Annotated in this window: 17 protein-coding genes; 5 read left to right on the forward strand and 12 right to left on the reverse strand. The window is 50.0% G+C overall.

Features of this window, described 5'->3' with window-relative positions:
- The first annotated feature begins 110 nt into the window (after positions 1 to 110).
- Complete coding sequence (locus RYZ26_RS02410) at positions 111 to 1013, forward strand: branched-chain amino acid aminotransferase (protein ID WP_317681544.1); 903 nt, start codon at positions 111 to 113, stop codon at positions 1011 to 1013.
- 59 nt (positions 1014 to 1072) lie between these two features.
- Here the strand turns inward: RYZ26_RS02410 and RYZ26_RS02415 are convergent, their stop codons facing one another.
- From RYZ26_RS02415 to RYZ26_RS02455, 9 genes are all read right to left on the reverse strand, one after another.
- Positions 1073 to 1321, reverse strand: a complete 249-nt coding sequence (locus RYZ26_RS02415; RefSeq protein WP_317681545.1) for a hypothetical protein — start codon at positions 1319 to 1321, stop codon at positions 1073 to 1075.
- A 130-nt stretch (positions 1322 to 1451) separates the two neighbouring features.
- Positions 1452 to 2210, reverse strand: a complete 759-nt coding sequence (locus RYZ26_RS02420; RefSeq protein WP_317681546.1) for a substrate-binding periplasmic protein — start codon at positions 2208 to 2210, stop codon at positions 1452 to 1454.
- A gap of 10 nt (positions 2211 to 2220) precedes the next feature.
- Complete coding sequence (locus RYZ26_RS02425; protein WP_317681547.1) at positions 2221 to 4605, reverse strand: ATP-binding protein; 2385 nt, start codon at positions 4603 to 4605, stop codon at positions 2221 to 2223.
- Positions 4606 to 4734: 129 nt separating this feature from the next.
- Positions 4735 to 5964 (reverse strand): NupC/NupG family nucleoside CNT transporter, encoded by a 1230-nt coding sequence (locus tag RYZ26_RS02430; protein WP_317681548.1) that lies wholly within the window; start codon positions 5962 to 5964, stop codon positions 4735 to 4737.
- A gap of 2 nt (positions 5965 to 5966) precedes the next feature.
- Positions 5967 to 6155, reverse strand: coding sequence for a hypothetical protein (locus RYZ26_RS02435; RefSeq protein WP_317681549.1), 189 nt, complete (start codon positions 6153 to 6155; stop codon positions 5967 to 5969).
- Between the two features lie 4 nt (positions 6156 to 6159).
- Positions 6160 to 9696 carry a hypothetical protein gene (locus RYZ26_RS02440; RefSeq protein WP_317681550.1) on the reverse strand — a complete coding sequence of 1179 codons (3537 nt, stop codon included), beginning with the start codon at positions 9694 to 9696 and terminating at the stop codon, positions 6160 to 6162.
- Positions 9677 to 10831 (reverse strand): hypothetical protein, encoded by a 1155-nt coding sequence (locus RYZ26_RS02445; RefSeq protein ID WP_317681551.1) that lies wholly within the window; start codon positions 10829 to 10831, stop codon positions 9677 to 9679. The genes RYZ26_RS02440 and RYZ26_RS02445 overlap by 20 nt, the downstream gene beginning before the upstream one ends.
- Positions 10832 to 10880: 49 nt before the next feature.
- Positions 10881 to 11198: a hypothetical protein gene (locus tag RYZ26_RS02450; protein WP_317681552.1), complete on the reverse strand. Its 318-nt coding sequence runs from the start codon at positions 11196 to 11198 to the stop codon at positions 10881 to 10883.
- A gap of 9 nt (positions 11199 to 11207) precedes the next feature.
- On the reverse strand, positions 11208 to 11513 hold the full coding sequence (locus RYZ26_RS02455) for a hypothetical protein (protein ID WP_317681553.1): 306 nt from the start codon (positions 11511 to 11513) through the stop codon (positions 11208 to 11210).
- A 178-nt stretch (positions 11514 to 11691) separates the two neighbouring features.
- Between RYZ26_RS02455 and RYZ26_RS02460 the strand changes: the two genes are divergently transcribed.
- Both RYZ26_RS02460 and RYZ26_RS02465 read left to right on the forward strand, forming a co-directional pair.
- Positions 11692 to 12186: a GNAT family N-acetyltransferase gene (locus RYZ26_RS02460; RefSeq protein ID WP_317681554.1), complete on the forward strand. Its 495-nt coding sequence runs from the start codon at positions 11692 to 11694 to the stop codon at positions 12184 to 12186.
- Positions 12187 to 12280: 94 nt separating this feature from the next.
- Positions 12281 to 13363 (forward strand): glycosyltransferase family 4 protein, encoded by a 1083-nt coding sequence (locus RYZ26_RS02465; protein WP_317681555.1) that lies wholly within the window; start codon positions 12281 to 12283, stop codon positions 13361 to 13363.
- On the opposite strand, the gene fdhF is transcribed toward RYZ26_RS02465, so the two are convergent.
- The 3 genes from fdhF to RYZ26_RS02480 are packed head-to-tail and all read right to left on the reverse strand — an operon-like array spanning position 13347 to position 17980.
- Positions 13347 to 16046, reverse strand: a complete 2700-nt coding sequence (fdhF, locus tag RYZ26_RS02470; protein WP_317681556.1) for a formate dehydrogenase subunit alpha — start codon at positions 16044 to 16046, stop codon at positions 13347 to 13349. The two genes, RYZ26_RS02465 and fdhF, sit on opposite strands and share 17 nt — an antisense overlap.
- Complete coding sequence (locus tag RYZ26_RS02475; RefSeq protein WP_317681557.1) at positions 16043 to 17497, reverse strand: NADH-ubiquinone oxidoreductase-F iron-sulfur binding region domain-containing protein; 1455 nt, start codon at positions 17495 to 17497, stop codon at positions 16043 to 16045. Before RYZ26_RS02475 ends, fdhF begins: the two co-directional genes overlap by 4 nt.
- Before the next feature lie 12 nt (positions 17498 to 17509).
- Complete coding sequence (locus tag RYZ26_RS02480) at positions 17510 to 17980, reverse strand: Lrp/AsnC family transcriptional regulator (protein ID WP_317681558.1); 471 nt, start codon at positions 17978 to 17980, stop codon at positions 17510 to 17512.
- Between the two features lie 156 nt (positions 17981 to 18136).
- Between RYZ26_RS02480 and ald the strand changes: the two genes are divergently transcribed.
- Positions 18137 to 19255 (forward strand): alanine dehydrogenase, encoded by a 1119-nt coding sequence (gene ald / locus RYZ26_RS02485; protein ID WP_317681559.1) that lies wholly within the window; start codon positions 18137 to 18139, stop codon positions 19253 to 19255.
- Between the two features lie 247 nt (positions 19256 to 19502).
- Entirely contained in the window at positions 19503 to 20561 is a 1059-nt protein-coding gene (locus tag RYZ26_RS02490; RefSeq protein WP_317681560.1) for a peptidoglycan-binding domain-containing protein, read from the forward strand.
- The last annotated feature ends 75 nt before the right edge of the window (positions 20562 to 20636 follow it).

Consider the following 20636-nt stretch of genomic DNA (forward strand, 5'->3'; position numbering starts at 1 on the left):
ATATACGTCAGTAATATTGACATATATGCCTGATCTGGGTACAAGTAGCAACATCATTTATGCTGAAAGCAGTGTAAAAGAAACTAAGTTACATTTTGAAGAGAAAAAACATGTCTAATCTTTCGTTCGATGACCGTGACGGTACAATCTGGCACGATGGTGAAATGGTTCAGTGGCGTGAGTCCAAGGTCCATGTCCTGTCCCATGCGCTTCATTATGGCTCCTCAGTCTTTGAAGGTATTCGTGTCTATGGCGGAAATATCTTTAAACTGAGAGAACATAACGAACGACTGATTGAAAGTGCGAAGCTTCTCGGTTTTGAAATTCCTTACACAGTGGAAGAAGTCGATGCGGCGACGGAAAAGGTCGTGAAAGAAAACAACATTGTTGATGGCTATATCCGTCCTGTTGCCTGGCGCGGGTCTGAAATGATGGGGGTTTCTGCACAAAACAACACAATCCATCTGGCCATTGCTGCCTGGGAATGGCCGTCTTATTTTGACCCGGAAGCCCGCATGAAAGGCATTCGTCTGGATAATGCGCTCTATCGCCGCCCGAACCCGGAAACAGCACCGAGCAAATCAAAGGCTGCAGGTTTATATATGATCTGTACCCTGTCTAAACATGCAGCCGAAGCTAATGGCTATCATGATGCATTGATGCTGGACTGGCGCGGTCAGGTGGCTGAGGCAACGGGAGCGAACGTCTTCTTTATTAATAAAGAGGGTGAAATCCACACGCCGATCCCGGATTGTTTCCTGGATGGGATTACACGTCGCACGGTGATCGGTCTGGCAAAAGATCGCGGCTATAAGATCATTGAACGAGTGATCATGCCGGATGAACTGGGTGATTTTGAGGAATGTTTCCTGACAGGCACAGCTGCGGAAGTCACACCGGTGGCTGAAATTGGCGAGTTCACCTTTACGCCGGGGGATATCTCACGCCAGCTTGTAGAAGATTATGACCGCACCGTTCGTGGCCAGGCACTGGAAGATACGTCAGCGGCTTAACGCTGAATTTCAGATTTTATGAAAAGGGCCTTCCGGTTGGGAGGCCTTTTTTTGCTGGGTCACTTACAATGATCAATGATTGTATAGCAGGCAGTCATGTTGCGTTTCCAGTCCGGGCAGGAAATACTCTCACAGGCCTGACAGAGCTTGCGAATAATTCTTTCGGCCTCTGTGCGCGCTGCGACTTTAAAGAGAGGCTCAAAAGCGTCGGCTGTTTCGTTAATACCGTAGACCGTCACGCCGCTATCTGGTTGTTCGGCATCCAGGTCTAAATGTGGCATGGAAATGCCCATTGGATTTGTTTTCATGGTTTAGACCTCAAAGTTGTACGTGTGGTCAAATTTAACATGTAACAATTCCAAAAAAAAATGGGCAAAGGTAGTGTCAATTGATACTACCTTTGCCATTTTTTAGAGACCTTTAAAAAAATAAGGTAACTTACTTAACAGACGGTGATGTCAGGAATTCTTCTTTGTCCAGCGTCTTGGCGATCTTCTCCAGACGGGCCATGACATTTTCTGCATCAGGATAGTCTTTATGGAGGATTAGATAGACGTTTGTCTGTTTCAGTGTGCTGTATGTAATGTCTTCAATCGGTTGCTGTTCCAGCACTTCAGCAGCCGGGAAGGCATAGTCGATGATGTAGTCAGCACGACCACTGTCAAACATAGAGAATGCTGCATGGTGGCTTGGCGCTGGATAATTATCGACAGCGTTTTTCTCATCTTGAATATATTTCAGTGTTCCGGCATAGCTGTAGCCCCGGATGGTGATCACGCTTTTGCCGTTCAGGTCTTCACGTTTGGTAATCGGTGGCGTGTCTTTTTTATGGAAGACGCGGATTTCAACAAGGGCAACCGGGTCTTTACTGACGAGACAGCAGCCCTGGAGAATCGATTCTGCGTTTACCAGCATGGAGAATTTGGACGTTCCATCGCGCAGGTTGGCAAACATGCGTTTTGCCGGATAGTCCTGTGGGTGCCAGGGGATGCCAGCTTTCTCAAACAGGGGGCCTGCAAGCTTGACGAGCGGGTTCTTGAGTTTTCCTTCGGCGTCACGTTCTGTCGTCCAGACAGAAATGTCAGGGTAAGCATATTCGATTTCTTCTACAGCCTGGGCGGTCAGGCTGGATAATCCCAGATATAGTGACACAGTTAGTGCGATCGTAAGTGTTTTCCACAATTTGTTGGTCGTCATTGTGTCCTCCTCAGTTTTTTACAATCATGTTTATCACATGAATCAGCGTCGGAATATCAATCGGCTTTGTGAGGAAATTGTTAAACCCTTCTCGTTTACCGCGTTCTATGATCTCCGGCTGTACGTTGGCGCTGAGCGCAATAATGGGTATGTTTTCACATTCTTTGTGTCGGCGCAATTCTTTCAATGCCTCAAACCCATCCATCCCCGGTAGATTTAAGTCCATAAGGATCATGTCAAGGTTTGACTTCAAGGCGAGTTCTATGCCGATTTCTGCGGTTTCTGCCTTGATAAGTTCGGCACCTTCAAACTTGTCAAAAATTTCACTGACCAGCTGCATATTTTCAATGTTATCTTCCACATACAGCACACGACAGGGTTTCAGGCTGCTGGGAATTTGAATATGAGACTTGGTGTTGGCCGCTTTGGTCAGCTGTGCTTTCTCTGCAAGCAATTTGAATTCGACCCAGAAGGTGCTGCCTTCGCCTGGTGTGCTTTCCACGCCGATATGACCGGACATGAGTTCAACCAGTTTTTGTGTGATGGTCAGGCCAACGCCTGTGCCTTCCGTCGCGCTGCCTTCTGCTTCCAGTCGGTTAAAGGGCGTAAAGAGCATATCCAGATGTTCACTGGAAATGCCTGGGCCTTCGTCCTTGAAGGAAATGCGCAGCCAGCCATCATCAACTTCAGACAGGGAAACCAGAACTTTTCCCTCCTTGCGGTTATATTTAATCGCATTGGAACAGAGGTTCATTACAATCTGGCTAAAGCGGGTCAGGTCAGCAGAAATTTGTTGTTCGGCTTTGATATCGCCGTAGTCAGCAACCAGTTGAATTTCATATTTACCTGCAAGCGCATCCAGCAGGTTCAGACTTTCCTGAACCACATGGACGGGTGAGATCGGCTCCATCGACAATTGGACTTTGCCTGCTTCCACCTTGGCGAGATCAAGGATTTCATTGATCAGGCGCAGCAGGTGGTTGCCCGCATTGAGGATCTGGTGAACATATTCAGTCTGATGTTCATCCAGTGCTTTTTTCGGGTTCATCTCCAGCAATTGCGCAAAGCCTAGGATACCGTTCAGCGGCGTGCGCAACTCGTGACTCATGCTGGAAATAAATTCAGATTTTGCCTTGTTGGCGACTTCGGCCAGACGTTTAGCCTCTTCCAGTTTTTCCTGATAGGCAATCTGCTGTGTAATATCACGTGCGGCACCGCGATAGCCTTTGAAATTCCCAACTTTGTCGTAGACCGGAACGCCGTTGAATTCGACGTAATAAGATCGGTTCTGCGGGGTTACCAGATGATAGTTGAAATCTTCAATGGGTAGCTTGTTTTCCAGCAATTCATCATGCATCACCCATTTTTCTTTATCTTCATCCGTTTCCAGATTGGCGGCGATTTCCAGACGCGATTTGCCAATCACGTCTTCCTGCTTCATGCCGGTGACTTCATAGAAGCGACCTGAGACATAAGTGAACTTAAAGTCTGGCCCCATTTCCCAAAACCAGTCAGAGGCAGATTCAGCAATATCGCGCAGACGCTGTTCACTGTAGCGCAGGGAATCCTGCACATATTCACGTTCTACAATTTCCTGCTGCAGGTGCTGGGTGCGCTCATGAACGCGCAATTCCAGTTCCGCATTGATGGTCTGCACTTCTTCATAGGCATGTTGCAGGCTGCGGTTACTGTCCTGCAGGTCCTTCATCGTCTGGCGCAGTTTGTTTGCCATATGGTCAAAGCTATGTTGGACCAGATCGATTTCGTCTTCTTTGGGGTCTTGTGCATAGCGCTGGTTTTCATCAGCGGCGACAAGTTCAGTCGTCAGTTCTTCTACCTTGTTGGATAGGACAACAATGCGGCGGGCAATCAGACGATAGAAAATGGTGAACATGAACAGGGCAACGAAGAAAGTCTTCACCCCGTTACTGATTAATATGCCTGCGGCTTTAGAAAGAACCCGCTCATAAATCGCATCCAGACTGGCGACAACATGGAGCTGGCCGATCTCCATAATCTCACCGCGTTTATCATAGGTCAGGGGGTATTCACGGTTGATGACATTGTGGGAAACCTGGGCACCTTTTTCCCATTTGTTTTTCTGGTTTGTCGTGACGACGCTGGCATATTCGATATTGCGCAAATTTTCCAGAGCTTCAAGGGACAGTTTGATCTGTTCCTCATCAAAGCTCCACACGCTTCCCGAGATTGTGGGGACATTGACGCTGACATTATTCAGCGTCTCATCCAGATCACTGCGTTGCTGCTGGTAATCAATGACAAGTTGTACGGCTGTGATGAAAAATGTGATCAGGGAACTGAAGGCGATAATCATCGTCATCAGCTTCTTGCCGATCCGGTTTCCTTTTTTCAAAAAGGAAGGTTTACCCCCCATAGTCAGATTACCCGCCTGCCTAAATTAGTAAAAATCATTCACGTGAATGACAATGGTATCAAACTATTACAACAAAAGGGAAGCATTATCACGTCTTTAAATCTGTTCAATGCATGGAAGAATTGGAGATTAACCTAATAAACCAACAATCCCCCCGGTTAGGGCGGTTGCAAGCGTTGCAGAAATGACAGATTTAAACCCTAAATCGATAATTTCGCGCCGTCTTTCCGGGACCATAACGCCCAATCCACCAATCATAATTCCGAGACTCGGCAGGCTTGCAAATCCACAGAGACCATATAGCATTATCAATGAGGTACGTTCAGTTAAAGGCATTTTAGCCATTTCCAGATAGGCGACAAATTCGGTCAACACCAGGCGGGTACCAAGAAGCTGTCCGGCCATGAAAGATTCATCCCAGGGAATACCCATCAACCAGGCGATGGGGGTGAAGGCATACCCACTTATGGTCTGAATGGAAATTTCCTCGCCAAAGAAGGCTAAGGTCATGTTCGCAAGGTGAACTAAAGCAACCATAACGATTAGCATGGCAATGATGTTCAGGATGAGGGTAATGCCTTGTACGGTTGAATTGACTACTGCCTCCATGGCGGTGTCCGCTTCGGCCGGGGGCGTGACATTTTCAGCCTCTGTGTTTTCTTTGCCGTCATCCGGGACCATCATGCGTGCAATCATGATGGCGGCAGGGGCGCTGATCAGGGATGCAGTCAAGATATGCCCCAGTACATTATCAATAACTGGGCCGAGAATGGCAGCATAAAGCACCATGACGGTGCCAGCCACCGTGGCAAGCCCGCAGGTCATGACCATAAACAGTTCAGAGCGGCTGAGTTTTAACAGATAAGGACGGATGAAGAGCGGGGCTTCGACCATGCCGACAAAGACGTTGGCTGCGGCACTGACGCCAACCGCACCGCCAATACCCAACGTGCGACGCAGAACCCAGGCGAAACCGCGTACGATGGCGGGCAGGATTTTCCAATAAAACATCAGGGCGGACAGTGCGCTCATCACCAAAATCAGCGGCAGGCCGCGAAAGGCGAAAATCCAGGCCGCCCCTGGAAAGGGCTCGTCAAAGGGAAGGGGGCCACCGCCAATGAAACCAAAGACAAGGGCAGTGCCTTTTTCCGTTGCTTCCTGTAATGCGAGAACGACAGAGTTCAGACCGACAAAAGCCGCCTGAAAGGGCGGGAATTTCAGCAAAAGAACCGCGATGACCAATTGCAAGGCAAGGCCTGCAACAGGTGCTTTCCATGAAATTTCTTTGCGGTTTTCACTCAAAGCCCAGGCGATAAAGGTCAGGGCGATCAGGCCAAGCAGGCTTTGCAGGAGGATCATGTTTACAGTGGATCTTTTACGGTTAAGGCATCAAAGGAAGGATCGATTTTTGCACAGCGCCCGGCTTCATCGCAAATGATTACTTTCTGGTACTGGCCTGTGGCAAATGACGGGGTTATGGTCATCTGAACCGCGATTGTGCATAGGGCAAGGGCAATGACCGTCAAAACGGCATTTTGATAAAATGTCATAGACTTATTCCTTTTCGATGGTGAGTTCGTTGTCGGAACTGGAACAATCATCAGATCCGATATCGCCAATGCTTTTACAGCCATGTTCCCCGATGAAGTAGGTGCCAAGTAAAGGAACATCAAATTCAAACCCGAAGCTGAAGGCCGAAACGGCGCCTTCTGAAACGCTGACGGTTGTTGTTCCTGATGTGGTGCTGTTACTGAGGATGGAGCCAATGGAAATGCGTGAATCAAGGCTATCGCCACTGGAACTGATCCCAAAGGAGAAGTTGTTGATGTCGCCCACGGTGATGTTCATGTCGATATTGCCAGATAGGGTTGACCCATCATCGCGGCTTTCAATATATCCCACTTGTGTGGTGGCGGAATTGTTATAGCCAAGCGCGCCGACAAACATGGCTCCGACCGTAATATCCATATCCACATTGCCGCTGACAGGCGCATCAATTACGCCAACAAGAGCTTCGGCCGAGGCGTTGGATCCAATGGCAAAAACGGTGGCATCGCCAACTGTAATATCCATATCCAAATTGCCACCCACATCGGCATTTACGTCACCAATTTCAATATTGGCAACGGTTTCTGACCCAAGCGAAGCAGCGATCAGGGGCCCGGTATCAATATCCACATTGGTGTTGCCCTTGATCTCCGCATGGATATTGCCAACTGAAATATCAGCGGTGGATTTATATCCGATGGCAGCAGCAATGGCACCGGTGACATCGATGTCGATTTTGCCACTGCCGTTCAGCACACCGTTGGACCCGAGATTCCCGATGGTAACCTCGGCCGTTGTTTTTTCCCCGATGGCAGCGGCGATGAGACCTTCTGCATCCACTGTATTCACATAGGCGCCCCCCACCGTCCCGGACACATTGCCGACAGAAATGGTAGATGTACTGTCATCACCAATGGCTGCACTGATAGCCCCGTCTGCAGAAACCCGGTGGCTCAGGACACCTTCGATGGTGCCATCCACGTTACCAACCAGGAAATTGGCTTCGGTGTTGTTGCCGATGGCTGCGTTGACGGCCAAGGGAACGTCTGCTTCAAGGGTGATGCCGTGTTTGGTGGAATCGGTGCCGTCTGCTTCGATATTGCCAACCTTGGCATACGCCACGGCCTTGTTGCCGATGGCGGCGTTCACAATCCCCGTGGCATCAACGGTTAATTGTTCATTGCCACTGACGTGCCCACGGGTCACGCCGATATCCATAACGGCGAGAGATTGATAGCCAATGGCGGCGTTGACCGCACCGATGGCAATCACGCTTTCATTAACGGTGCCTTGAATGTCGCCTTCCAGTCCTCCAACATCAACGTCAGCTTCACTGTCATAGCCAATGGCCGCATCCACCAGGCCGGTTGCCCAGATTTTATCAGTAATGCTGCCTGCGATGGTTTGTTTGCCCCCGTTGGGATTACCGATAATTCCGATATATTCACGCGCTGTCGTATCACTGCCAATGGCGGCGGATACGGCTTCGGATGCCCAGATCCATTCTTCAATAGAGCCAATCACTTTCAATTCACCTGTCTGGGCGACCGATGTATATCCCAGGCTGGTCAGGATGGTTTCTTTTTCTTCGTCCGTATCATTGCTGTCGCTACTGTCACTGGAGGAACTGTCGCCAGAGCTGGAGGAGGTCACATTGTCTGCATCACTGACCGTGCCGTCAATATCGACGGAGACAACCACATCCTGTGCATCTTCAAAAGCGGCTTCGATTTGGGAAACAGCGCTGTCTTGTTGATTATCCACTTCATCGTAAGCTGACGTCCAGGCGTCATATTCTTCCTTGGCGGCATCAGCTTCGGCCTGTGCCGCATCTTTATTCGCCTGAGCTGATTCTTGTTCTTTAATACTATCAGCGGTTTGAACTTGCTTATGATCGCATTTCGTTTCGATGCCTAATGTATACCAGGTCTTGTGACAGTTATAGGAAATGGTTTCATATTCTGCATCAGGGATGTCAATGTCATCGGCGGTCTTTTGCTTGTCGATATAGTCATCGTACGCGCTGTCTTGTTGTTCACCGACCTGGCTTTTGATGGTGGTAAAGGCCGCTTCTGTCTTTTCGATGATGGTGTCTTCGACCGAGGACAGGCTTTGCGACATGGAACTGGATAGATCATCCAGCGATGTGGAAACCGTTTCGGTGATGCTGTCGGCGGACTGATCGACAGTGTTTGAATAATCGGTCGAATTGTCATAGGCATCTGAATAGTCTTTGACGTCTGCCGTTTCTGTCAGGTCTTCATCGACATTGGCGGTGGCATTTGCATCTGCATCACTGGCCGCATCGGCTGCGCCATCTGCGGCTTCATCCGCACCATCGCCCGCACCGTCTGCCGCATCACTTTCATCATCAACCGATGCATTGGCCGATTGGTCCACATCCTGCGTGGCAGATGTACCATCGACACTGTTATCCACCTGTCCGGTCTGATCATTAACGCTGGCATCAACGGCCTGATCATCGACACTGGTGCTGCCTGTCGTACCATCCCCTGTTTCATTCAGGCTGGTGTCATAATTTTCATCAATGGCTTGGGACAATTGATCGGCAAATGATCCGGTGTTCAGGCTGGCAAGTGTTTCATCCAGGTTTTTATTGGCGTCCGCGCCCTGATTTTCCCGGATGGTTTCTGCTTTTTGGTCGTAATTACTGTCAAAGACTTTCAGTAATGAGGAGATTTCCGGATGGTCGGTATTAATTTTGGCGGAACTGAGCGCGGTTTCCACTTTGGAGCGCGCAATCGACATGCGTTGGGATCGATCTGATGCGGCAATTTGCGGAGAGATATTTTCCGCTGCACTCTCCTGATTGGCGCTAAGCGCAGCGGCAACCTGTGCTGTCACATTCTGTGCGATGGAGGCATTGGCGTTCGTACCTGTACCTGCTGTTTGATTGCCTGATTGACCAGTTGTTGCCGTTGCGCTTGTCGCCGCATTTGCCGCACGTGAAATGGCTTCGCTAATCGTTTCAGCGGCTGACCCCGTGCCATCGCCCACACCGTCACCTGCGCCATCGCCTGCGCCGTCAGCGGCTGAACTGGCATTGCTATCTGATGTCAGCGCTGCGGTAATCGCTTCTGTTACATTGTTTGTGATACTGTCTGCAGACACAGAAGCGGTGGCGGAAGAGACCGTTTCGCTGACCTCTTCTTTTAAATTATTTTCAACTGACGAGGCAAAATCGGACGTGAAACTAAATCCACTGTCCGTGTTGGAAGAGGTTGAACTGCTTGCACTTTCAACATCCGGGCTGCCGAGGATTTGTTTGAAAATTTCTTCGTCAAACTCATCATCATTGTCATCGGATGTTTTATTGGCGAAATCATCGCTTAAGGATGATTTGACATCCTTGGTTTCAGCCGTGCTGTCATAGGTCGCACTTTCGTCAATGATTTCCTGTACGGTTTGATCCAGCTGTTCAGGACCCAGCAATTTATGGGCTTCATCTGCCCCTGCTGGGGTGATGGTCAGGGCCAACAGGCCAAGGGTTGATACCCCTAACCTATTGTTCTTTACCCACATGCAACCACCGTTTCAAAGGACCGGCACCCGTGCCTTGCTGAATATCTTTTACGTCCTGTTTGGATTGAATAAAGGCTTTTTCAAACAGGCGGTAATCGACCGATGTATTCGGGAAGAGACCATTTTTCACCCGGAAGGCCGCGATTTGAGTTTGGAATTCAGCGCTGGCTTTGCCGTTGATGATGGTGTTTTCATCCATCTTGATCAGACCCTGACGGTCCATTTCATAGGCGATGAATTTGACGCGTTCTTCATCGGACATTTCTTTATACTGGTCGCGAATGGCGGTGCGTGCCACACTGCTTTGGTCCAGATGTGCCAGGCACTGTTCAAATGGGACGTTATAAAGCTTGCCCATTAGTTCAATCAGGCCAACTTCCACGAGTGATCGCAGTGCGCTGCTGAGTGCGCCTGCACGGTTTTCGTTATCACTGTAAATCCCGCCGACTTTGGAAAAGCTGACGGTGAATTCAGTGGAATCGCCTGTTTTCATCACACTCATGGTATTGGAGGATGTGACACCCGGTAAAATCTGATAGTTGCTGACTAATCCCAAGTTCAGATCAAGTGTCACCGATTTCAGGCTAATGGAATTGGAATTGGAAAGGCTCGCACCCAAGAAGCTATCAAGTTCATCACCTAAAGCTTCTTCACCCAAATTCAGGCTGTTGCCTTTCTGATGGCTGAACGGGCTGGAATTAATCTGGGTCACGGCACCACGTACAAAAAAGTCTGGCACGCGCAGGTTCTTCTTTTTGGGATGCGAATTATGCAGAGCCACGATGTTGGGCGTGCGGCGATCATAAGCAACAAAGCGCACGATGCCATTTTCTTCGGACATGCGCGAAAGTGCAGAGACTAGCATTTCTTTTGCACCAAAGCCGGCAGAACCATTGGCTTCGGAATAATCCGGGATATCGGCAAGGGTCAGATAGATGGTCTGAACCTTTTTATCTTTCAGCATCCGTCCCATACAGACAAGCCCGTCAGAAAATCCGGTAAGCGCACGCACGGGTGCTGAAACAGGATTTTCTTCCAGCACTTCGCGTGGCACTTTTGCCTCGAAGGTGGAACACCCGGCAAGAATAGAACTGACTAGCCCGATAACGGCAAAATTTTGAAAGCGTCTGCCCACGACTCTTTCTCCCCTAAGAAATGGCCTTATTTTAGTCTTCTATAGAAAATTAGCGGCAATTATTCCCGGTGTTGACCACATCACCTGCGATGATGATATTGATCTCGCCTGAAAAGCTGCTGTCCACAGTCTGGTTTGCAATATCAACAGAACCACAATTGACCTGACTTCTGATCTGACTTTCCAGATCGGCCAACGCATCCAGCTGCCCATTGCTATAGACATAGGTAGACGACCCGGTTGCCAGTTTAGCCCGGGTTTTCAAAATTTTCATATTTGCACGGTCATCCAGAACCTGGCTGAAGCCTTCTGCACTGGTCAATATCAGTAAAGCCAGTGCAGAGGTCAGGATGAATGCTGTACGCACTGTCATGTCTTAACAGGCGTTTTTGGCACCGATTGTTCCGATTTTCTGGTCGGAACAGGATTTGTTACCAATGGCAGCAGATACGTCTTGTGCAGCTTCAACAGCGATTTCGGTGTCGCCTTCGATTGTGCCGCTGTCAATTGCACCGATTTCCTGTGTTGCAGAAGACTTGTTACCGATTGCGGCAGATACATCTTCCTCAGCAGAGATGTTCAGCTGAACGCCACCTTCGATGGTTGGGCCTTCATCCTGTGCGATGGCCGAGAAAGAGACCAGTGAAAGTGCCAGTGCAGAGGCTGCGAATAGTTTCATCATTATTTAAACTCCCTTGATGCGCTATTGGTGGAACTATACAGAGGTATTATGTGCACGGAAAAGCTTTTTTTCCATATAGTTGTTATTAAGCGCATTTGAATCATTTTATAATAATTCTATTGAGTAAGCCTGTGATGAATTCAATTGCAGGGGTACTGCGTTGTTGTTAAGTAGTCATATGCAATGGACCCTACATACCGAGGCTGAGATGCCTGTTGAAGATGAGATTATCTTCGACCTTGTTGCTCGCGCACTGGGTGAAAACTGGACGACCCGGTCTTCTCACCAGTTGCGACTCGGTCACACACATATTAAAGATTTGTCTTTATTGGCTTTTTTGGAAGGCAGACTGGTCGGGACCGTGCGTCTCTGGCCCATTCAGGCGGGCAATGCGGGGGATGCCTTATTGCTGGGGCCGTTGGCGGTGGAACCATCGCTTCAGGGGCTTGGTCTGGGTAAGGCCATGTTGAACCTGGTGATTGATCTGGCTAGGGCGGCAGGCTGGGGCGGTATTGTCCTGGTGGGCGATGCGCCTTATTACGAACGCGTCGGTTTTAGCGCCAAACCCACCTGGCATATGCGTATGCCCGGACGGTATGATCAGAATCGCCTGTTGGGGATTGAACTGATCGAAGGCTACCTTGAAGGCCATGACGGTGTGATTACGCGCTGATGACAAGGTAAGGAAACCGTCACCTTAGCGTCTTTAAACTGTCATGACTGATATGTTTGACTGACCCAATTTAAAATATCGGGGATAGTTTGTCTTGCATATTCTGATTGCGACGGATGCGTGGCATCCACAGGTAAATGGTGTCGTGCGTGTTTTAGATACATTGCGTAGCCGTTTGATGGATAAAGGGTTTGAGGTGACGGTCATTTCACCCGGGGACTTTCTGACCATGCCATGCCCGGGATATGCGGAAATTCCGCTGTCGCTTTTCCCGCAGCGAAAAATGCGATCCATGCTGAAACGTTTGCGTCCGGACGTGATCCATATTGCAACGGAAGGCCCCATCGGTTGGGCGATGCGCAAAATCTGTTTGAAAAAGGATCTGCCTTTTACGACCGCCTATCACACCAAGTTTCCGCAATATGTGAATGAACGTCTGCCGATCTCGCTGGAACGTTTGTATGGCGTTATGAAGAAATTTCATGGACCGTCCAAATGCGTCTTTTCCCCATCAGCCACAGTGGCAAAAGAACTGAAGGCCTTTAATTTCGACAATGTGTTTGAATGGTCGCATGGGGTGGATACGGACACCTTCAGCCCGCAGGAAAAGGATTTCTTTGACTTGCCGCGCCCCATTCATATGTATATCGGGCGCATCGCGGTGGAAAAGAACATTCCTGCTTTTCTCGATCTGGATTTACCGGGATCAAAGGTCGTGGTCGGGCCTGGCCCCATGCGCGAAGAATTGATGGCAAAATATCCCGATGTGACCTTTCATTTGTCTTATAGCGACCGGGAACTCGCTCTTTGTTATTCCGCAGCTGATGTCTTCGTCTTTCCCAGCCTGACCGATACCTTTGGTCTGGTGATGGCAGAAAGCTTGGCTTGCGGTGTGCCTGTGGCGGCATATCCCATCTCCGGCCCGCTGGATGTGTTTGGCGAGACGGGGCCGTGCGATACGCCGTTTGGGGCCTTGCAGGACGATTTGGGCGAGGCGATCAAAATGTCTTATGACAAGCTGATCCCCGCGTGCCGCAGCCATGCGTTAAACTTTTCCTGGGACCGAGTGGTGGATGAATTCCTGCAGAATATCGTCCCCATTGATCCGGAATTAAAAGACAAACGCTGGAAACTGCGCAAACATGCCGCGCGCTTTACCGTCAGGAAGGCGTCTTGACCACGGATGCCGCACAGGTCTTGAATTCCGGGATTTTACCGTAAGGGTCCAGTTCTGGGTTGGTGAGAAGGTTGGCGGCTGCCTCTTTGAAGCAGAAGGGGATAAAGACCATACCCGGGGGTACATCGCGGTCTGGGCGCGCATGGATATCCACGCTGCCGCGTCGGGTGGAAACGGTGATGTAATCCCCTGCATCCAATCCCATATCGGCAATGTCTTTCGGGTTGAGGCTTGCAACCGGTGTACCTTCGATCTGATCCAGTACATTGGCCCGCCGCGTCATGGCCCCCGTATGCCAATGTTCCAGCATGCGCCCGGTGGTCAGGATGAAGGGATAGTCCTGGTCCGGTGTTTCATCCGGCGCAATCAAATCGGTTGGAACGATACGACCCTTTTTCGTCGCTGTCGGGAAGCCTTCGCCAAACAGGACCTGCTGGTCGTTGGGGTAGGTTGCGCCGTCTTCTTTTTCAAGACGATCCCAGGTGATGCCGTTTAGCGAATTCATGATGGTCGCCATTTCGGCAAAGACATCCTGCGGGCCTGCATAAGTCCAATCCAGCCCCAGATGTTTTGCCATTTCAGTAATGATCCATAAATCCTGACGGGCGTCGCCCGGTGGGGTGAGCGCCTGTCGTCCCATCTGGACCTGACGGTTGGTGTTGGTAAAGGTCCCTGTCTTTTCAGGGAACGCACTGGCGGGCAGGATGACGTCGGCATACATGGCTGTTTCGGTTAAAAAGATATCCTGCACGACCAAGTGTTCAAGCATGGCTAGGGCTTTGCGCGCATTGCCTGCATCTGGGTCTGACATGGCCGGGTTTTCACCCATGATATACATGGCTTTCAGCCTTGAGGCCTGAATGGCATGCATGATTTCCACGACAGTCAGGCCGAGCTCTGTATCCAGTTTCTGCCCCCAGATTTCTTCGAATTTATCGTGATTGGCCGCAACGGGCTGGTAATCGGGATAGACCATGGGGATCAGCCCGGCATCCGATGCACCCTGCACATTATTCTGGCCACGCAAGGGATGAAGCCCGGTACCTTCCCGCCCGATCTGCCCGGTGATGAGCGCGAGCGTGATGAGGCAACGGGCGTTATCGGTACCATGGACATGTTGTGATATACCCATCCCCCAGAAAATGAGGGAACGATCTGCCTTGGCATACAGGCGGGCAATGGTGCGGATTTCATCAGCGTTGATGCCGCAAATCTCGCTCATGGCTTCGGGGGTGAAAGGCTTGATGGTCTCAACGAGTTTGTCAAAATCAATGGTGTTGGCGTCGATATAATCTTTGTTCGTTAGCCCTTCGTCGATGATTGTATGGATCATGGCGTTGAGCAAGGATACATCAGCGCCCGATTTAAACTGGATCATATGATCGGCAAATCGGCTGAGAGCTTGTCTGCGCGGGTCCATGACGATCAGCTTGCTGCCCTGCTTGACGGCATCTTTGATATAGGTTGCCGCAACCGGGTGGTTCTGTGCCGGGCGTGCCCCGATGATAATGATCACATCGGCTTTCAGCGCGTCCATGAACGGCGCGGAAACAGCAGCTGATCCGATCCCTTCCATGAGGGCGGCGACGCTGGAGGCATGACAGAGCCGTGTGCAGTGATCCACATTGTTGGTGCCAAATCCCGTGCGGATCAGTTTCTGGAAGAGATAGGCTTCTTCGTTTGACCCTTTGGCGGACCCAAAGCCGGCGAGTTCTGACGGTTGATACGTCTTGAACCCGGATGCTGCTTTTTCAAGGGCTTCGTCCCAACTTGCTTCGCGAAAATGTGTCAGCGGGTTGGACGGATCCATCTGTTCTTTCGGTGCATCCTCTTTGCGGATCAGTGGTTTGGTTAGGCGTTGCGGGTGATGGATATAGTCAAAGCCGAAGCGCCCTTTGACGCAGAGCTTTTCATTGTTGGCCGGACCGTCACGTCCTTCCACCTTGATCAACTGGTCGTCTTTGATGTGATAGGCCAGCTGGCATCCGACCCCGCAGAAGGGACAGAGGGACGCTACTTCTTTGTCGGCTGTCTGGCTGGGTACTGCTTTGCCTGTTTGCGGATCGCGCGGCAACAAAGCCCCGGTCGGACAGGATTGCACACATTCCCCGCAGGCCACACAGGTGCTGCCATCCACCGGATCATTCTGATCAAAGGAAATGACAGATCGGCTCCCACGAAAGGCCATGCCCAACACATCATTGGTCTGGATATCCTGACAGGCACGCACACAGTTGGTGCAATGGATGCAGGCGTTCAGATCAACGGCGAGGGCCGGGTGGCTGTAATCGTTTTCAATTTTATCACTGGCGGGGAAGCGAGAGGTTTCAATCCTCACCTCATCCGCCATTTTCCAGAAATGGGATTTTGGATCCGGGCAAGCGTTTCGGGCGGGCTGATCCGCCAGCAACAGTTCCATCACCATTTTACGTGATTTGGTCACCCGGTCTGAATGGGTATGGACCACCATGTCTTCAGTGGGCGTGCGCATGCAGGAGGCAGTCAGGGTGCGTTCACCTTCGACCTCCACTACACACAGGCGGCAATTGCCATCGGCTTTATTATAACTGTGATAGCCGGAACAGAGGTGCGGCAAGGTTTGACCTTCGCGCTTGGTGATGTCAAACAGGGTTTCGTCACCTTCAGCAGTAACTGTTTTGCCATTGAGCGTAAAAGAGATCATGCGAAATCCTCCGCAAAATGGGCAAGCGCTGTCAGCACCGGATTGGGCGCAGCTTGACCCAACCCGCAGATGGAACTGTCCTGCATCACCGCGCTCAGTTCCGTCACCAGATCATAGTCCAGCGGTCCGGTCTTCAACATCATGGCGATTTTCTCACAGCCCACCCGGCATGGGGTACATTGACCGCAGCTTTCATGATCGAAGAAGTTCATCAGATTGATGACCACATCCTTCATATTATCCTGATCAGACAGGATGATGACGGCAGCGGAGCCAATAAAACAGCCATGTTCTTCCAGCGCACCAAAGCTTAAAGGCAGGTTGGACTTACTCGCAGGCAAGATACCCCCGCTTGCGCCACCCGGTAGATAAGCTTTGAACTTGTGTCCCTCCAGCATGCCGCCTGCCATCTCGATCAACTCAGCAACCGTAATATCGACGGATGCCTCATAGACACCGGGGTTCTGCACGCGACCGGAAAGGGAATAAAACCGCTTTGATCCGGCCTCAATGCCGTCGGCCATAATCTCCTGCACCCGCCAGAGGGTTTCCACGTTATTGACCAAAGTCGGGCGACCAAAGAGACCGCTTTGCGCTGGGTAAGGTGGCTTGATGCGCGGCAGGCCTCGCTTGCCTTCCAGACTTTCCAGCAAGGCGGTTTCTTCCCCGCAGATATAAGCGCCTGCCCCGCGGCGCAGATGGATGGTTTTGCCTGTTTTGATCTTGGGGAGTTCGGTTTCCAGAATTTTGCGCACTGTCTTATATTCATCACGCAGGTAAATATAGATGTCGTCTGCCTCAATCACATGGGCGGCGATCAGCATGCCTTCCAGCACTTTATGGGGATTGGTTTCCAGACAGTGGCGATCTTTAAAGGTGCCGGGTTCGCCTTCATCCGCATTGACGACCAACACACGATTATTCGACGCATTGAGCAAAAAACGCCATTTTTGTGCAACGGAAAATCCCGCACCGCCTAGGCCGCGTAAACCGGCCTCATCCAGTTTCTGCAAAACCTCATCGGGTTCAGACAGGGGCGCGTAGGTGTACTCTTCATATCGGATATAGTCCGGCAGGTTGATCGGATCATCACTTGAAAAAGAAACAGGTGCATCGGCGCAACTGCCGACACAAGGCACACCATAGCCTTCCTTCACACCAAACAGGCTGCAGGTCAGGCTGGTGCAGGCTTTCTGTCTGGAACGCTCTTCACCAATGGGGAAATGCGCATAGAAGGTCGCGACCTCATAGACTTGGGCTTGCGATAAGTTCATGGCCTGGGCAAGGGCAGCGATCAGGTCTTTGTCCAGTTGATGATAATGATCCTGCACGCGGTGCAGGTTCTCAATCAACAGGTCAGCTTGCGCCGCATCGGCACCTAATAATGCCTGAATTTGCTGCACCAGATCCTGATCGGTCTGGCGTCCTTTGGGGAAGAATTTCTTTTTCATGCGAACAGCTTATCAAATATTGTCAACTTTCACGCCTGTTTTTTTAAAGACAGTGCGAAGGGCAAAGCTGGAACGAATGCGCGTCACACCGGGCAGGCGCGATAGATAATTTCGGTGAATCTGCTCAAACCCTTCCGGGCCTGCACAGGCAATGCGCAACAGATAGTCCGCATCCCCCGACATAAAGTAGCAGCCGCGCACATCCGGGCAGTCTTTCACCGCATGTTCAAAAGCATCGACCACGTCTTCCCCCAGATTCCCGAGCGTGATTTCCACGAAGACATTGGTGGGTTTGCCGACGGCGGCCTGGTTCAACAACATGACGTACCCATCAATGAAACCGTCATCTTCCAGCCGTTTGACCCGGCGCAGACAGGCAGAGGGGGACAGGTTGATGGTTTCTGCCAGATCAGCGTTGCTCATGCGGCCATCGCGCTGCAGCAAAGTCAGAATCTTACGATCCGTTGCGTCTAAAGCTTCCATGTGAATATTCTTCTCTAAAATATATGACTAAACGCATGATATTCTAAAAAATGTCGATTTGGCAACCAATTTAGACAGCACATTTTGTCGGTGTTGAATTACCTTAAGAGGCATCAAATATATAGATAATACCGTTGCAGAATTAGGAGAGACTTCATGTTAATCGGTGTTCCAAAAGAGATCAAAAACCATGAATATCGTGTCGGGCTGACACCAAGTTCCGTTCGTGAAATGTGTGCCCACGGCCATAAGGTCATGGTGGAAACCAACGCCGGTGAAGGCATTGGATGCGCGGATGAAGATTACATCAAAGCAGGTGCTGAAATTGTCGGCGCAGCCAAAGATGTTTTTGATAAAGCAGAAATGATCATCAAGGTCAAAGAACCCCAAGCCGTCGAGTATGAACAACTAAGCGAAGATCAACTGCTTTTCACTTACCTGCACCTGGCACCGGACCCTGCACAAACAAAAGGTCTGGTAAATTCCGGTGCGACATGTATCGCCTATGAAACAATTACCGATAACCGTGGTGGTCTGCCACTGCTTGCGCCGATGTCGGAAGTGGCAGGTCGTATGTCCATCCAGGTTGGTGCCACAGCTTTGCAAAAAGCCCATGGCGGCCGTGGTATGTTGCTGGGCGGTGTACCTGGCGTTCAACCTGCAAAAGTCGTCGTCATCGGCGGCGGTGTCGTAGGCACAAACGCTGCACATATGGCTATGGGTCTGGGCGCAGACGTTACCGTTCTTGATCGCTCCCTTAGCCGCATTGCTTATCTTGACGATGTATTCGGCCCGCGTATGAAGACCCAGTATGCGACCGTCGATGCAACGGAAGAACTTGTGTTTGATGCCGATCTGGTTGTGGGTGCTGTCCTTGTCCCCGGCGCAGCCGCACCAAAACTGATCAGACGCAATCAATTGTCCTCTATGAAAAAAGGTTCCGTAATCGTGGACGTGGCAATTGACCAGGGTGGTTGTTTTGAAACCTCCAAAGCGACCACCCATGCTGATCCAACCTATATTGTTGATGATGTGGTTCACTACTGCGTGGCAAACATGCCAGGTGCCGTGGCCCGTACCTCAACATTTGCTCTGAACAACGCGACTTTGCCCTTTGCGTTAGCTCTGGCAGATAAAGGTTGGAAACAGGCTTGCGCAGACGACCCCCATCTTCTCGCAGGTCTCAACGTCCAAGGCGGCCGTGTGACTTACAAGGCTGTTGCGGATGACCTGGGATACGACTTTGCTGACCCGGCAGGTCTTATCGCAGCCTAAACGACTACATTAAAAAAGCCTCCCTAAAGCCGCCCTTCTCCCAAGGGGCGGCTTATTTTTTTGGAAAATAAAATAATTTTGTTTATGTTTTGTTCTTGATTATTGATGCCAAATGTGACACATAGAATAAAGTCAACAGGAGAAGTGTGACCATATGGTCCGCTTCTTTTTTTTCGCGAAAGCCGCATCCCATTGGTTTGGGAGGCGGCTTTTTTTATTTTTTAGTCATGAGATAAGGAGATTGAACATGGGAATGTTTGATCAAGTAAACGACTTCTTTTCGGTAGGAAAAACAATCAGCCAGTCAAGCAATACGCAGCCAGACGATGTCTTGAAAACCAAATCGGCTTTGGCACAGACAGGTGACTATAAAATTCCTGATTTTGGCATCACGGACATTCCGGACATGGGGATGATTGAAGGGTTAAAGAGCTTTCAGAAGAAAAACGGTCTGAAAGTTGACGGTGTGATGAAACCACATGGCCCGACTGAGGCCAAACTTGGGGAAGCAATGGGGCGACAGGGCATCACCAATAATGAATTGTTGAAGGCTGTTACACCGAAACCAGCGGCAAATCAAAATGTTGTGCAAGCAGGTCAGCCCGAAACAAAGATATCAGGGCCGAAGAAGTCGGGTGATGACGCGTGGGCGCAAGCATCGCAACAGCAGCCTAAAACGGCTATTATACCATCGGGAAAGACTGTGCAAGAGCGTATCGCTTCCATGATGTTGGATAAACGTTATCAGGATAAGCAAGATACACGTTTAAAAGATCATATTGTGCAGCAATTCAAAAAAGCCTTTCCCGATGAAGTTTCATATGATGAAACAGGGAAAATGAAGCAACCGCAGGCGGTGATTTCTCCAGACGATGTTGAACCTTTTGATCCCGACGGCGAGCTTCAAGCAAATGTTATAAGGGCCTCACAGGAAGCGCCTGGCGATGATACTCAAACGGATGAAAATGCTGATTTTTGCAAAGGGCTTGCGCGATCAATTGAGGAAGAACGAGCTTTTGTAAAAGAATACAGCACGGAGTTGATAAATGTGGATTATGATATTCGGAAGATGAAAGATGATATTGAGAAGGGAAGGCAAGATATCGAGCTGGGTTTGGCAAGTTATTTAACTTCCATTGGAAAAGATATTCTGTCAATTCCTTGGACCAACATACCAGGCATTATTGCAGCAGCTGCAAATGCTGGTTTTGGTGGTTCAGATTTACTCATAAAATACGAGCAGGTGAATATTATGATTCATCGAAAATTACCTTCACTGGAAAGGACAAAGGCTAGGTTCTGTTGACAAAGTGCTTTACCCAAACCCGAATTGATGTGACCTGAACGAAGCCGAGAAAGCTTAACATCGTTTTGTCATATC

It is taken from the genome of Terasakiella sediminum (assembly GCF_033100395.1).
Taxonomy (GTDB): Bacteria; Pseudomonadota; Alphaproteobacteria; order Rhodospirillales; family Terasakiellaceae; genus Terasakiella.